Origin of the sequence: Glycomyces tenuis DSM 44171 (assembly GCF_000427885.1) — a bacterium.
GTDB lineage: Bacteria > Actinomycetota > Actinomycetes > Mycobacteriales > Micromonosporaceae > Glycomyces > Glycomyces tenuis.
The window spans coordinates 230,072-244,586 of sequence record NZ_ATYW01000004.1 but is presented as its reverse complement, the minus strand read 5'-3'; the positions used below and the strand labels follow the sequence as shown (position 1 = coordinate 244,586).

14 protein-coding genes are annotated in these 14,515 nt (G+C 71.6%); 4 read left to right on the top strand and 10 right to left on the bottom strand.

What is annotated here, in order from left to right; all coding sequences use genetic code 11:
- Positions 1 to 5 precede the first annotated feature (5 nt).
- Positions 6 to 1,307: an isocitrate lyase gene (gene aceA / locus YWW_RS0108245; protein ID WP_026929759.1), complete on the bottom strand. Its 1,302-nt coding sequence runs from the start codon at positions 1,305 to 1,307 to the stop codon at positions 6 to 8.
- A gap of 137 nt (positions 1,308 to 1,444) precedes the next feature.
- On the opposite strand from aceA, the gene YWW_RS0108240 reads away from it, so the two are divergent.
- From YWW_RS0108240 to YWW_RS0108230, 3 genes are all read left to right on the top strand, one after another.
- A complete protein-coding gene (locus YWW_RS0108240) occupies positions 1,445 to 2,968 on the top strand; it encodes a helix-turn-helix transcriptional regulator (protein WP_026929758.1) in 1,524 nt (507 codons plus the stop codon).
- A gap of 97 nt (positions 2,969 to 3,065) precedes the next feature.
- The gene (locus YWW_RS0108235; protein ID WP_026929757.1) at positions 3,066 to 4,067 is read left to right on the top strand and encodes an SDR family oxidoreductase; all 1,002 of its coding nucleotides are present in this window, start codon (positions 3,066 to 3,068) and stop codon (positions 4,065 to 4,067) included.
- Between the two features lie 64 nt (positions 4,068 to 4,131).
- Positions 4,132 to 4,974 carry an alpha/beta fold hydrolase gene (locus YWW_RS0108230; protein ID WP_026929756.1) on the top strand — a complete coding sequence of 281 codons (843 nt, stop codon included), beginning with the start codon at positions 4,132 to 4,134 and terminating at the stop codon, positions 4,972 to 4,974.
- 6 nt (positions 4,975 to 4,980) lie between these two features.
- On the opposite strand, the gene YWW_RS0108225 is transcribed toward YWW_RS0108230, so the two are convergent.
- Positions 4,981 to 5,349: a DUF6188 family protein gene (locus YWW_RS0108225; RefSeq protein WP_051325519.1), complete on the bottom strand. Its 369-nt coding sequence runs from the start codon at positions 5,347 to 5,349 to the stop codon at positions 4,981 to 4,983.
- A 1-nt stretch (position 5,350) separates the two neighbouring features.
- Positions 5,351 to 5,953: a hypothetical protein gene (locus YWW_RS0108220; RefSeq protein ID WP_026929754.1), complete on the bottom strand. Its 603-nt coding sequence runs from the start codon at positions 5,951 to 5,953 to the stop codon at positions 5,351 to 5,353.
- A 719-nt stretch (positions 5,954 to 6,672) separates the two neighbouring features.
- Between YWW_RS0108220 and YWW_RS0108215 the strand changes: the two genes are divergently transcribed.
- Positions 6,673 to 7,674, top strand: coding sequence for a hypothetical protein (locus YWW_RS0108215; RefSeq protein ID WP_026929753.1), 1,002 nt, complete (start codon positions 6,673 to 6,675; stop codon positions 7,672 to 7,674).
- 182 nt (positions 7,675 to 7,856) lie between these two features.
- Here the strand turns inward: YWW_RS0108215 and YWW_RS0108210 are convergent, their stop codons facing one another.
- The 7 genes from YWW_RS0108210 to YWW_RS0108180 form a co-directional block, all read right to left on the bottom strand.
- Positions 7,857 to 8,807, bottom strand: a complete 951-nt coding sequence (locus tag YWW_RS0108210; RefSeq protein ID WP_035696378.1) for an acyl-CoA desaturase — start codon at positions 8,805 to 8,807, stop codon at positions 7,857 to 7,859.
- Positions 8,808 to 8,932: 125 nt separating this feature from the next.
- Positions 8,933 to 9,574, bottom strand: a complete 642-nt coding sequence (locus YWW_RS0108205; RefSeq protein WP_026929751.1) for a LuxR C-terminal-related transcriptional regulator — start codon at positions 9,572 to 9,574, stop codon at positions 8,933 to 8,935.
- A gap of 26 nt (positions 9,575 to 9,600) precedes the next feature.
- On the bottom strand, positions 9,601 to 10,893 hold the full coding sequence (locus YWW_RS29030; protein WP_162145925.1) for a sensor histidine kinase: 1,293 nt from the start codon (positions 10,891 to 10,893) through the stop codon (positions 9,601 to 9,603).
- Between the two features lie 67 nt (positions 10,894 to 10,960).
- Positions 10,961 to 11,899: a glycosyltransferase family 9 protein gene (locus YWW_RS0108195; protein ID WP_035696380.1), complete on the bottom strand. Its 939-nt coding sequence runs from the start codon at positions 11,897 to 11,899 to the stop codon at positions 10,961 to 10,963.
- Complete coding sequence (locus YWW_RS0108190; protein WP_026929749.1) at positions 11,896 to 12,579, bottom strand: SDR family oxidoreductase; 684 nt, start codon at positions 12,577 to 12,579, stop codon at positions 11,896 to 11,898. The genes YWW_RS0108195 and YWW_RS0108190 overlap by 4 nt, the downstream gene beginning before the upstream one ends.
- Positions 12,580 to 12,595: 16 nt before the next feature.
- Entirely contained in the window at positions 12,596 to 13,972 is a 1,377-nt protein-coding gene (locus YWW_RS0108185; RefSeq protein WP_026929748.1) for a PfkB family carbohydrate kinase, read from the bottom strand.
- Positions 13,969 to 14,508: a D-sedoheptulose-7-phosphate isomerase gene (locus tag YWW_RS0108180; RefSeq protein WP_342673568.1), complete on the bottom strand. Its 540-nt coding sequence runs from the start codon at positions 14,506 to 14,508 to the stop codon at positions 13,969 to 13,971. The genes YWW_RS0108185 and YWW_RS0108180 overlap by 4 nt, the downstream gene beginning before the upstream one ends.
- Positions 14,509 to 14,515 lie beyond the last annotated feature (7 nt).

The following is a 14,515-nucleotide window of genomic DNA, read 5'->3' as shown; positions in this document are numbered from 1 at the left end:
GGTGGTCAGAACTGCCCGGTCTCGGTGGAGCCCGCCAGCGCCAGGGTGGAGCCGCTCGGGTTGAGCGCGCTCGTGACGTGGTCGAAGTAGCCGGTGCCGACCTCGCGCTGGTGCCTGGTGGCGGTGTACCCGCGTTCCTCGGCGGCGAACTCGCGTTCCTGGAGTTCGACGTAGGCGCTCATGCCGTCGCGGGCGTAGCCGTGGGCGAGGTCGAACATCGAGTAGTTGAGGGCGTGGAAGCCCGCGAGGGTGATGAACTGGAAGGTGAAGCCCATCGATCCGAGCTCGCGCTGGAACTTCGCGATCGTGTCGTCGTCCAGGTGGCGCTTCCAGTTGAAGGACGGCGAGCAGTTGTAGGCGAGCATCTGCTCGGGGTGCTCGGCCTTGACCGCCTCGGCGAAGGCGCGGGCCGCCTCGAGGTCGGGCGTGCCGGTCTCCATCCACAGCAGGTCCGCGTACGGCGCGTAGGCCTTCGCGCGGGCGGTGCACGGCTCCAGACCGCCGCGGACCCGGTAGTAGCCTTCGGCGGTGCGCTCGCCGGTGAGGAAGGGCGCGTCGCGCTCGTCGACGTCGGAGGTCAGCAGCGTGGCCGCCTCGGCGTCGGTGCGGGCGATGATGAGCGTCGGGACGCCCTCGACGTCGGCGGCCAGGCGGGCGGCGTTCAGGGTGCGCAGGTGCTGGGAGGTGGGGATGAGGACCTTCCCGCCGAGGTGGCCGCACTTCTTCTCGGAGGCGAGCTGGTCCTCCCAGTGGACGGCGGCGGCGCCGGCGGCGATCATGGCCTTCATGAGCTCGTAGGCGTTGAGCGGGCCGCCGAAGCCGGCCTCGGCGTCGGCGACGATCGGGACGAGCCAGTCGTCGACGGTCGAGACGCCTTCGGCGAACTCGATCTGGTCGGCGCGCATGAGCGCGTTGTTGATGCGGCGCACCACCTGCGGGACGGAGTTCGCCGGGTACAGCGACTGGTCGGGGTAGGTCTGGGCGGCGAGGTTGGCGTCGGCGGCCACCTGCCAGCCCGAGAGGTAGATCGCGCGCAGCCCGGCCTTGACCTGCTCGACGGCCTGGTTGCCGGTGAGCGCGCCGAGGGCGTGGGTGTAGCCGCCGGAGGCGGCGTCGGCGGTCAGCCGGTCCCAGAGCTTCTCGGCGCCGCGGCGGGCCAGGGTGTGCTCTTCGGTGACGCGGCCGCGCAGCCGCACGACCTCGTCGCTGCGGTAGTCGCGGGCGGTGTGCGCCCAGCGCGGGTGGGCGGCCCATTCGAGGGCCAGCCGCTCGGCGGCGAGGCGCTGCTCGTGTGCGATCTCGGACATCGTCTTCTCCCAAGGTCCCTGGTGACCCGCCCCGAGGCGGTCACTACTTGCAGGTAACAGCATTTTTTCCCGCCCTGACCGCGCGAGAAAGCCGTTCTCTGTGGAAAGATCGGCGGTTCTTCGCTAATAATGAAGAAATGGCAAAGAATTTTCCGGCGGGCGCGGAGCCGCCGGCGGAGCACCGGCCGTGGGGCGCGGCCGAGGCGGCGGCGCTGTCGGCCGACGAGGACACGGCCGTCGACCTCATCAGCCTCGGCAAGCAGATCCGGCACCTGCGCAAGCGGCGCGGGATGAGCCTCGACGGCCTCGGCGAGGCCGTGGGCACGGCGCCATCGCAGCTGTCGCTCATCGAGAACGGCAAGAAGGAGCCGAAGCTGTCGATGCTGCGGGCCCTGGCGCGGGCGCTGGGGGTCAGCTCGGACGAGCTGCTGGGGGCCGAGCCGCCGAACCGCCGCGTGGCACTGGAGATCGAGCTCGAACGCGCCCAGCGCAGCGAGCAGTACCGGGCGCTGAGCCTGCCCAGCGTGAAGCCGTCCTCGCGCATCCCGACCGAGGTGCTGGAGGCCCTCGTCGGCCTGCACCGCGAGGTGGACCGCCAGGTGAACCTGCACGCGGCCACACCGGAGGAGGCCAGGAGGGCGAACACCGAGCTGCGCCGCCGCATGCGGGAGAAGGACAACTACTTCGGCGACATCGAGGCCGAGGCCCGAGCGCTGCTGAGCCACGTGGACTACGCGGGCGGGCCGCTGTCGCAGCACCAGATCTCCGGCCTGGCCGCGTATCTCAGGTTCACCCTCCACCACGTCGACGACCTGCCGCACTCGACGCGCTCGGTGACCGACCTGCGCAACCGGCGGATCTACCTGACGCCGAACAAGGACTCCTCGCACGACCCGAGGACGGTGCTGCTCCAGGCGATCGCGAGCCACGTCCTGGAGCACGAGGTGCCGCAGACCTACCTGGAGTTCCTGGGCCAGCGCGTGGCGACGAACTACCTGGCCGCCGCGCTGCTGATCCCCGAGGCCAGCGCGGTGCGGCTGCTGCGGGAGGCCATGCGGGAGAAGGAGATCGCCGTCGAGGACCTGCGCGACAACTTCGCGGTGTCCTACGAGTCGGCCGCGCACCGCTTCACGAACCTGGCCACGCACCACCTCGGCGTCCGCACCCACTTCCAGAAGGTCCACAAGTCCGGGGTCGTCTTCAAGGCCTACGAGAACGACGACGTGGCCTTCCCGACCGACCCGACCGGGGCGATCGAGGGCCAGCCGGTGTGCCGGTACTGGACGAGCCGGCAGGTGTTCGACGTGCCCGACAAGTTCAACGCGTTCAACCAGTACACCGACACGGCCACTGGCACGTACTGGTGCACCGCCCGGACCGAGCGCGGGCCGGACGGGGAGTTCTCGCTGAGCATCGGCGTGCCGTACGAGGCGGCGAAGTGGTTCCGCGGCAAGGAGACGACCGCCAGGTCGGTCTCGCGCTGCCCCGAGCCCGACTGCTGCCGCAACCCGCCGCGCGAGCTGGCCGAGACCTGGGCGGGGCAGGTCTGGCCGACGGCGCGGGCGGCCTCCACGCAGTTCGCCGCCATGCCGCTGGGGTCCTTCCCGGGCGTCGACGAGACCGAGGTCTACCGCTTCCTCGAGCGGCATTCGCGCCGGTGACCGAGCCGAATCCATCCGGCACGCGGTGTAATCGGCGCCGGAGTCGGGTAATACCTCCCCGGCCCGGCCGGGCCGAGCACTCAGGGAGGGGAAGCACATGCGGATACGTGGGGCCGTGGTGGTCATCACCGGAGCGAGCAGCGGAATCGGGAAGGCGACGGCGCTGGCCTTCGCCAAGGAGGGGGCCTCGCTGATGCTGGCCGCCCGCCGGAAGACGGCGCTGGAGGACACCGTGGCCGCGTGCGAGGCGCTGGACGCCCCGGCGACGGCGGTGGAGGTCGACGTGACCGACGCGGACGCGGTGGACGGCCTGGCCGACGCCGCGGTGCGCCGCTTCGGCAGCCTCGACGTGTGGGTCAACAACGCGGCGGTGACGATGTTCTCGCCGTTCCTTGAGATGCCGCCCGAGGACCTGCGGCGGCTCGTCGACGTCAACGTGTTCGGCTACGTCAACGGCGCGCGGGCGGCCCTGCCCTGGATGCGCGAGCAGGGCTCGGGCGTGCTGATCAACGTCTCCTCGATCGCCACCGAGGCGCCCCGGCCCTACACCTCGGCGTACGACATGTCGAAGGCGGCGATCCGATCGCTGTCCGCGAGCCTCCGCGGCGAGCTGATGCTCGAAGGCGAACCCGGCGTCCACGTCTGCACGGTGCTGCCCGCCACCGTCGACACGCCGATCTTCGACCACGCCGCCAACCGCACCGGGCGCGCCGTGCGACCGATGCCGCCGGTGAGCAGCCCGCAGCGGGTGGCGCGCGCGATCGTCAAGACGGCGAAGTCGCCGCGCAGGGAGGTCCTCGCCGGAACGGGCGCGCGGCAGCTCGCGATGATGCGCAAGCGGGCCCCCGGTCTGACCGAGCGGCTCATGGCCGGGAAGGTCGACCGGCGGCACCTGTCGCGCAAGCGGTCGGCGGAGGACACCGACGGCAACCTCTACGAGCCGTCCGCCGAGGACGCCTCGGCCACGGGCGGCTGGGGAGGCCGGCGGCGCACCGCGCAGCGCGGGATCGCCATGGCGGCCGCCGCCGGACTCGCCGGGGCGCTGCTGTTCGGGAAGCTCCGGCGGGACCGCCTCACCCGGAACGAGAGCAGATGCTGAGCGGTCCTCACATGACGGCCGAGGAGCCGTCCGAGACGAGTGGGGCGGATGTGACAATGACGCCATGGCACCGACGTTCGTCCTCATCCACGGCTCCAACAGCAACTCCTTCGCCTGGGCTCCCCTGCAACGTGAGCTCGCACTGCTGGGGCACCGCTCGCTCGCGGTCGACCTGCCGGGGCACGGCTTCGAGGCGACCGTCCCGGCGGCCTACCAGGCCCCGCAGGACGCGGCCGCCTTCGCGGCCGCGCCGTCGGGCATCGCGGGGGTCACTCTGGCCGACAACGTCGAGCACGTGGCCGCCCTCCTCCGCCGGGTCCGCGAGCACGGGCCGGCGGTCGTGCTCGCGCACAGCCGCGGCGGCACCACGCTCACCGCGCTCGGCAATGCGCACCCGGACCTGATCGACCGGATGGTCTACCTGTCGGCGTGGTGCTGTGTGGACCGCACGCCCGGCGAGTACATGGAGCTGCCCGAGTACGCCCCGAGCGTGCTCGGGGAGACGATGGGCGTGCTCGCGGCGAACCCGGCCGAGCTGGGCGCCATCCGCATGAACTGGCGCACCGCGGACCCGGTGCACCTCGCGGCGCTGAAGAAGTCGATGCTGGCCGACGGCACCGACGACGAGTTCCTGACGTTCCTGAACTCGCTCCAACCCGACGAGAACCTCGACGCCGGAGGGCCCGAGGACCGGGCGGAGGCCGAGACATGGGGCCGGATCCCGCGCACCTACATCCGCTTGGCACGGGACACGTCCATGCCGGTGGAGCTCCAGGACCTGTTCATCAAGGAGGCCGACGCGCTCACGCCGGACAACCGCTTCGACGTCCACACGCTCGAGGCCGCCCACGTGGAGCCGCTGATCCGGCCCGCAGGGCTGGCCGCGATCCTCGCCTCGATGGCGTGAGCGGGATCACCGGTCGGGTTCCTCGGCGGCCCATATCGCCAGTTCCCCGCCGGGCATGCTGATGATGCGCTGCCCGGCGGGGCCGGTGACGCCCCACGATTCATAGTGCGGATCGGGCGGGGCGATCAATTCCGCGCCGTTGGTGAAGGCGAGTCGGAGCGAACCGTCTTCGACGGTGGCCTCCCGAAAGGTCAGACCTTGCAGCAGCGGCCCCAATGCGGTGACGTCCTCGGGCGCATCCCCTTTGAATCGGCGGGTGTCGTCGCCCGCATCGGTGAACGTCAATGCCGATTCCACGGTGATGGACCATTTCTCGCTGGTGTACAGGATGAGCGGAAACTGCTCCGATACCCGAGCGATGATCTGACCGTCCAACTCAACCTGTGTCATCGTGCCATCCCTGCGGTACGTCGTAGGTCCCGTCTTTCCGGACCGGTATATGGGTTTCGGATTGTGAACCGGGTTTGCCGTCGAGCCTTATGGGTTGATTGTGCTCATTGTAGAACCGTACGTAACCGTACGGGTAGTCCTCGTCGGGGTCCATGAGCCTGAGCATGTCGGCGTTGCCCTCTGCCCCCGGGCGCTGCCACACGCGGCCTTTGCCGTTCCTGGCAGGCGAATCCGTCCACGTCGGCGGGACACCGCGCGGGCGGCGGTCGCCTCTCCGCGGTGTCGACCGAGTGGAGGGAGCCGGGACGGAACCGCCCCGTACCGAGGTGCCGGTGCCGGCTCGGAGCGCCGCCGCCCGCAGCAGCAGTTGCTCGGTCCGCTCGGCGATGACGGCGACGACGCTCTGCCCGTCTTCGAGTTTCCGCCTGGCCGATTCGATGGCGGCGGTCTTGTCGGTCGCGCCCAGACTCGCGAATTCGTCTCGCAATTCGTCCGCGAGCGACAGCGCTATCGCGATGCCGGTGCCGACCTGGTCGACCCGTTCTTTCGCAGCGCCCATCGCGGTGATGAGCTCATCGATCGAGGCCATGGGTCTCCAACCGCCGAGGGCATTTCAGATTATCGCGATGCGGATCTGATGTGGCCCCCGAAAACCGTGATCGGCCGGAATTACCGCTGACTGTACAAGATCCGACAGATGGCGGACGCACACAAGGAACGGCCTCGCAGGCAGTCGCAGCGTCCTGATGCATCGTCCTTCCAGGATTAGCGCAATAGGTGGGCGTACGTCTGGTGAAAGGGACGCTTCTTGTTCGCGCACGGACGTTCCCGCGGCGATCCGGGGACCGATCTCCAATCGTGGCGGCGACGATGAGGGATCGATGGCGACGGGATGGGCAGTGGCCGTCCGGCCGTACTGGTCGAGCTTGGGAAGCAGCGGCGGCCGTGAGGCGGTGGCCGTGGTGGGTCGTCCCATCGCCCGCCGGGCCGGACGGGGCTCAAAACCCCGCCCGAAGCGATGAACCACGTCGCCGCCGGCCCCTGCACCCGCCCGCTCGAACTGCTCGACCTCGCCGGCATCGAACTCAGATGCGGATGGAGAAGCCCTGCACCCCGCTTGTTGCCGGTGTCGAGTAGCCTGTGCGCGATACGAGCACTCAACGACGAGGACGTATCGTGACAGTCCCACCCTTCCAGCACACACCACGACCCGGCGGGCCGCCATCAGGGCCCGGCGGGGCCTACGGGCCGGTCGCCGCGCCTGCGGGCCAACCGGTTCCCGGGCAGGGGCCGCCGCCGGAGACCACGATGTCCAAGCCCCGCACGGTCACCGGCATCCAGGTGATCCTGTGGACGCTCGGAGCGATCGCCGCGCTCGGCGACCTCTACTCAGTGGTCAACGTCGTCGACGCCGCGAATCCGGCGACGATCTTCGCGCTCGTCTTCGCCGTCTACACCACGATCCAATCGATCCTGGCCCCCATCCACATCGCGCGCGGCAAGCGCTGGGCCTGGATCTGGTCGCTGGTCAGCTCGATCATCGGCCTGCTCATATCACTGACCCTGATCTTCATCGCGTTGATCGATGCCGAGTCCTCGCTCGGCACGCTGGCGATCGGTGCCGTGCTGGCCGCGCTCTACGGACCGCTGTTCGGCCTGCTGTGCTCCGGCTCGGCCCGCCGGTGGATCCTCGTCCACCGCGTCCGATTCGGCACCGCGTACGCCGAGCCTGTTCCGGCTTCGACACTCGGCGTACCGCCGGGGACGGTCGTCGAGGTGGAAAGGCCCCGACCGGCCACGAAACCGAGGGCGGTGGCCTTCACGCAGGTCGCCATGCTGATCGTCGCGCTCTTCCCGCTGTCACTCGTCCCCCTGATCATCCAGGAGATTCGCAAGGAGAGGGAGTGGTCGCACTATGAAGAGCTCACGGTGGCAGAACACCTCGTCGACCAGTACCTGCCGTTGATGTACCTCATGGCCGTCCTGCTCGCGGCGTTCCTCATCCTGGCCGTCGTCTCCGTGAACGGACTGCGACGCGGCAGGTCGTGGGTCCGAGTACTCATCCGGATCTGGATCGTACCGCCGGCGGCATTCGGGACGCTCTTCATGTTCGCCATGATCTTCGATCCCGAAGACGGCGGCGGCTGGGTGGTCCTTATGGGGATCCTGCTGGGCATGGTCGGCGTGCCGGGGGTCGCCGTGTTCATACTGACCTTCACGAAGGGCTTCCGCAGCTGGACGCCAGGGTCGAGGATCCTGCTCGCCGTCCCCGGCGGCCCCGCGTCGTCGAAGCCGCCGCAGCCGTTCTGACCGCGAAGCGCGAGAGCGGGAGCTGCCGTGGTGCGTCCCCGGCGACGGGCGCGGCCTCCGGCGGTCACCGACCCGTTCGCGCGCCGCGGCGGCGAGTTGGCCGCGGCGGCGGGGCGGATCGGTGGTCTGCGCGGGCGTGCGGCGAGTACGCAGGAGCTCGGCGTGTGGTTGATCGGCGGTCTTTATTCGTTGGCGAGTTTCGCCAATCGCTCGGCGGTGGGCCATTTGACGTTCGTGACCCAGCCGGCCTTCTCGAACAGGCGGATGCATCGGGCCGAGGTGTCGATCTGGCCGCGCTTCACACCGTGCCGCGCGCACGAGGGGTCGGCGTGGTGGGAGTTGTGCCAGGACTCGCCGAAGGACAGCAGCGCCAGCGGCCAGAAGTTCGCGGCCTTGTCGCGGCTCTTGAACGGCCGCTCGCCGATCATGTGGCAGATCGAGTTCGTCGACCACGTGGTGTGGTGCAGCACCGAGACGCGGACCAGGCCGGCCCAGAAGAACGCGGTGAGCGCGCCCGTCCAGGACATGGTGATCAGGCCGCCGAGGACGGCGGGCATGAGGAAGGTCAGGATGGTCCACAGCCAGAACAGCTTGTCGACCGCCAGGATGTCCTTGTCCCTGAGCAGGTCGGGAGCGAAGCGCTCCTGGTTGCTGGTGTTGTCGCGCTGGAACATCCAACCCATGTGCGCGTGCCAGAAGCCCTTGGTGAGCGCCCAGGCCGAGGTGCCGAACAGCCACGGCGAGTGCGGGTCGCCCTCCTTGTCGGAGAACGCGTGGTGGCGCCGGTGGTCGGCCACCCAGTTGATGATCGGGCCCTGCACGGCCATGCTGCCCAGGATCGCGAGCGTGATCTTGAGCGGGCGGTTCGCCTTGAACGAGCCGTGCGTGAACAGCCGGTGGTAGCCGATGGTGACGCCGTGGCCGGTCAGTTCGAAGAACACGACCGCGAGGATCACGTCGGTCCAGCTGAGCAGGCCGGTGGTCCACGCGAACGGCACCGCGGCCGCCAGGGCGACCATCGGCACGATCAGGAAGAGGTAGACCAGCGACTGCCGCCCGGCGTCGCGCGGTTCGCCTTTGACGGGTTTGGGGCCCGTCGCCGTCTTGGTCCCCGTATCGGTCAGTACCGCCATGGCGCGCCCCCGCCCTCGAGTGGATCGATGCCTCAATCTTCGTCCGGAAAGGACCGGCGCGCAGTGGGTCGAAACGCCGCTTTCCGGACGGCTATGTCCCCCTGCTGCAGTGGGCTTATGCCTACCTAGTTGTCCTCCAGGTAGGCGAGGACGGCCAGGACGCGGCGGTTGTCGTCCTCGGACTGGCCGAGGCCGAGCTTGCGGAAGACGTTGGCGGAGTGCTTGCCGACGGCCTTCTCGCTGATGTACAGCTGCGAGGCGATCGCGGCGTTGGTGCGGCCCTCGGCCATGAGGCCCAAGACCTCCTGCTCGCGGGCGGTGAGCGCGTCGAGCCGGTTCTGCTGCTTGCCGAGCAGGCGGGCGACCACCTCGGGGTCCATGGCGGTGCCCCCGGCGGCGACGCGCCGCAGCGCCTCGATGAACTCGCCGACGTTCGAGACGCGGTCTTTGAGCAGGTATCCGACGCCGCCGCGGCGGTCGCCGAGGAGTTCGCGCGCGTACAGCTGTTCGACGTACTGGGAGAGCACCAGGATCGGCAGGGCGGGGATGGTGCGGCGGGCCTCGATGGCGGCGCGCAGGCCCTCGTCGGTGAAGGTGGGCGGGAGCCGGATGTCGACGACGGCGACGTCGGGCCGGTGACGCAGCAGCGCGGCGGTGAGCGCGGGCCCGTTGTCGACGGCCTCGACGACGGTGCAGTCGTGGGCTTCGAGCATCCGGGTGAGTCCGTCGCGCAGCAGCGAGTGGTCTTCGGCGAGGACGACGTCCATGGTGGTCCCTTATGGTGGTTTCGTGGTCAATCGGCGGCGCCGGCCGGGCCGGCCGCGACGGGGCTGGGCGCGCACGGGATCTTCATCGTCACGACCGTGGGTCCGCCGATGGGGCTGACCACGGCGAGCGTGCCGTCGAAGGCGGCGAGGCGCCGGCGCACGCCGTCGAGGCCTCCGCCGGGGGCGGCCGTGGCACCGCCCCGGCCGTCATCGTAGATCTCGACGATCAGCTCGCCGTCGACGTGTCCCACGAGGACGCGGACCTTCGTGGCCGCGGCGTGCTTGGTGATGTTGGTGAGGACCTCGTTGGCGGCGAAGTAGGCGGCCGCCTCGACGGGGGCGGGGAGCTGCTCGCGGAGCCGGTCGACGACGGTGACCGGCAGCGGGTGGTCGAGCGACATCGCGTGGAGCGCGCCCGAGAAGCCCCGGTCGGCCAGGACGGGCGGGTGGATGCCGCGCGCGAGGTGGCGGATGTCGTTGAGCGCTTCGGAGCAGGCCTCGCGGGCCTCGCCGACGAGTTTGGCGGCCTCGGCGGGCCGGGACTCGCTGAGCATCTCCTCGGCCATGCCGAGGGTCAGGCTGAGCGCGACGATGCGGGCCTGGGCGCCGTCGTGGAGGTCGCGTTCGATGCGGCGCAGTTCGGCGGCGGCGTGGTCGACGGTCTGGTCGCGCGATTCGCGCAGCGCGGAGACGCGGGCGGTGAGCAGCGCGTTCGCGGTGGGGCCGAGGAGTTTGGCGCCCAGGTGGGCGTACCAGCGCAGGAACAGCTCGCCCCAGCGCCACCAGGCCGCGCCGAAGCCGAGCGCGAGCGGCACGAGCAGCAGCGTCTTGGCGGGGGTGTCGAAGTCGTAGAAGCGCAGGTCGTTGACGGCCGGGTGGGAGGAGTCGAGGACGGTCGCCAGCAGCGGCGGCTGCACGAGGTAGTAGACGGCGAGGCCGAAGGTGCCGAGGTAGACGAGGTGGACCATGAGGCCGAGGGTGGCGTCGATGGCGAGCCAGGAGACGTCCCTCCAGGTGGCGCTCTCGCGGATGAGCGCGAGCGCCCGCTGGTCGAGCCTGGTCTTGGGCAGGGGTTTGTACGGCTCGGGGATGTCGATGCCGAGCTGCGCGCCGATGGTGCGGCGCTGGAGGTTGGCCCAGCCGCGGATGGTGAGGATGACGGCGACGGTGAGGGGGATGCCGACCCAGAAGACGACGAGCGTGCCGGTGAGGAGCGCGAAGACCAGCAGCGCGGCGGCGGCGACCGTGAGGCTGAACCGTCGGATCGACCAGCCCAGGAGGGCGATCCGTCGCGTTATCGGGTTGGTCGGCAGGGACATCACCATCAGCGTACCCGGACGCACCGGGCGTAAGCGGCGGCGCGAACGCTCCGAGCCGTTTCGGCGTTCAGGGGCCGTGGCGGCGGATCAGCTCGCGGCACCGTTCGAGCACGGCTTCCGATTCGAGTTCGAGCAGTCCGGGGTCGGGCCGGTCGCCGAGCGGGTCGCCGGTGCGTCCGGCCCACATCGCGACGTGGTGCGGTCTCCCCGGCGGCGGGCCCCACAGCGCGGGCGGGGTGGGCCCGAACAGCACCGCCGAGGGGGTGCCGAAGGCGGTGGCGAGGTGGGCGACACCGGTGTCGCCGCTGAGGAGCAGGCGCGCGGCGGCGACCGTGGCGGCGAGTTCGCCGAGTCCGGTCCGGCCGGCGAGGACCCGTTCCGGTTCGACGCCGGCGGCCTCGGCCACGGAGCGGGCGAGTCCGGTCTCGGCGGGACCGCCGGTGATGACGACGTCGTGGCCGTCGTCCCGCAGGTGCCGGGCGACCAGGGCGAAGCGCTCGGCGGGCCAGCGGCGGGCGGGCGCGGCGGCCCCGGGATGGACGACGACGGCGCCGCGGTGCGGCACCGGGCCGGGCGGCGGAGGAAGCGCGAGGTCGGTGGGGTCGGCGGGGATGCCGTACTCCTCGAGCAGGCGGCACCAGCGGTCGACTTCGTGCAGTTCGGGTCTCCAGGGGGCCCCGGGCACGTTCGGCACGGCGGGGTTGCGGTGCGAGATGAGGGCCGATGGTCCGGCGCCGAGCAGCTCGCGCAGGCTTTCGGGTCCCTCGCCGTGCAGGTTGACCGCCACCGACGGCGGCGCGGCGCGCCATTCGAGCCCGCCGAGGCCGGGCGTCGGGTGGAGCCGGTCGACGGCCTCGACGAGGTCGACGAGGCCGCGCAGCGGCTCGGGCGCGGCGAGGACGATCCGTCGGCCGTCGAACTCCTTGCGCAGCGCGCGCAGCGCGGGGACGGCGGTGAGGAGGTCGCCGACGCCGAGGGCCCGCAGGACCAGGACGGTGCCGCTCATGGCCAGGAGGTCTCCTCGGAGCAGCAGACGACCATCTCCCGCAGCTCGGAGCCGGGCGGCTGCCCGAGGGCGAAGAGGACGGCGCGGGCGACGTCGCGCGGGTCGTTGAGCTTCGCGTCCGGCGCGGGCCTGTACTGCTCGGGTCTGCCGTCGAAGAAGCCGGTGCGCATCCCGCCGGGGACGAGGAGGGTGACGCCGATGCGGCCGGCGGTCTCGGCGGCCAGTGCCCTGGTGAAGCCGACGACGCCGAATTTGGAGGCGCAGTAGGCGGTGGCGTCGGAGACGGCCTTGACGCCGAGCGTGGAGGCGCAGGTGACGACCTTGCCGCGGGTTTCGGCGAGGTGCGGCAGGGCGGCGCGGACGGTGGCGGCGGTGCCGAGCAGGTTGACCTTGACGACCTGTTCCCAGTCGTCGGCGGGGACGTCGGCGAGCGCGCCGCAGGCGTCGATGCCGGCGGCGGTGAAGACCGCGTCGAGGCGCCCGGCCTCGGTCGCGAGCTCGTGGACGGCTTCGGCGGTGGCCGCGGTGTCGGCGAGGTCGGCCTTGCGGTAGGGGACCTTCTCGTCGGGCGCCTTGCGGTCGAGGATCAGCGGTGTGCCTCCGGCGGCGAGGATCTCGGCGGCGGTGGCGGCGCCGAGTCCCGAGGCGCCGCCGGTGACGAGGACGTTGCCCGGCATCATTCGGTCTCCGTTCTGTTCAGGCGCGAGCGTTCATGGTCGCGATGAGCTTGGTCGTGGAGTGGCCGTCGAGGGTGGGGACGACGACGACTTCGCCGCCGTGCCGGTGCACGGTGTGCGATTCGGGGATCGGCCGGTCGGCGTAGTCGGCGCCCTTGACCCAGATGTGGGGCCGCAGCCGTTCGAGGAGCCGGGCGGGGGTCGGCTCGTCGAAGACGGCGACGGCGTCGACGACGGCGAGTTCGGCGAGGAGCCTGGCCCGGTCGGCGGCGGTGTGGAGGGGCCTGCCGGGGCCCTTGAGGTCTCTGACGGAGTCGTCGGAGTTCAGGCACACGACCAGGGCGTCGCCCATGGCGCGGGCGCGTCGGAGGAGGCTGACGTGGCCGGGGTGCAGCAGGTCGAAGCAGCCGCCGGTGGCGACGAGGGTACCGCCGTCGCACCGGATGCGGGCGGCCAGTTCGAAGGCGTCGGCGGCGACGGCGCCCGTGCCGGGTCCGGTCTCGGTGCCGTCGCCGTGGAGGGCGGCCACGCCGCCGGCGGCGACGAAGCGCGAGGCGGCTTCGACGGCGGCGGTGACGGCGCGGTGGGTGTCGCCGCCGGTCAGCAGGGCGTTCGCGGCGGCGGCGCTGAACTGGTCGCCGGCGCCGCAGGTGTCGATCCACCGCTCGGCGGCGACGGCGGCGTCGTCGGGCGGGGGGATCCGGGTGGTCTGCGTCGCGGTCGCCAGGGTGGCGCCCTGGGCGCCGCGGGTGACGGCGACGGCGTCGCTGGCGAAGACGCTCCGCAGGTGCTCGGCGAGCCGGCGGTGGTCGGCGGTGCCGGGCGCGAGCCGTTCGGCCTCGGCCTGGTTGGGCGTCACGAGCCGCAGACCGCGCACGGGCGGCGGCCCCGCGGGGTGGGGGTCCCACACGATCGGGACGGCGGGCGCCAGTTCGGCCAGGAGGCGGCGCAGGCCGGTGTGTTCGGCGACGCCGCGGCCGTAGTCGGCGACGAGGACGGCGTCGGCGCGGGCGAGCGTCATGGCGGCGGCGTCGTCGAGCTCGCCGGTGGGGGCGCGGCCGTCGCCGTGGTCGACGCGGGTGATGAGCTGGTTGCCGACGCGGATGCGGATCTTGCGGACGGTGGCGCCCTGGAGCGGCATGGCGACGAGGTCGACGTGCGGCTCGAGCAGTTCGCGCAGCCGCCGTCCGGCCCGGTCGTCGGCGAGCGCGGTGACGAGGCTGGTGCGCGGGGAGTCGCGGGCGGCGAGCAGGGCGGCCAGTCCGGCGGCGCCGGGGCGGCGGACCTCTTCGGCGGCGTCCACGACGGGCACGGGCGCTTCGGGGCAGAGCCGCTCGGAGCGCCCGTGGACGTCGATGTCGAGGAAGGCGTCGCCGACGATCACGAGCCGCTTCATGTCGCGCCTCCCGAGCCGGCGCCGATCGCGTCGTCGAAGGCGGCGCACAGGGCGTGGACGATCGCCAGGTGCGCCTCCTGGACGGTGGCGGTGGTCGCGGCGTCGACGGCGATGGCCTCGTCGGCGAGGGTGGCCAGCGGGTTCGGGGCGGGCCCGGTCATCCCCCAGACCATCAGCCCCTCTTGGAGGGCGGCCTTGGCGGCGGTGATGACGTTGTGGCTGGTGCCGCTGGTGGACAGGGCGATGAGGATGTCGCCGGGCCGCCCGTGCGCGCGGACCTGCCTGGCGAAGTACTCGTGTTCGCCGTAGTCGTTGAGGATCGCGGTGGCCGCCGAGGTGTCGGCGTGCAGCGCGATCGCCGAGAACGGCGGCCGGTCGGCGTGGAAGCGGCCGACCAGTTCGCCGGTCAGGTGCTGTGCTTCGGCGGCGGAGCCGCCGTTGCCGCAGGCGAGGAGCCGCCCGCCGTCGGAGAGGGTCCGCGCGAGGTGCCGGCCCCAGCGCCGGACGCGCGGCGCTTCGGCCTGGAGCTGCTCCATGGCGGCG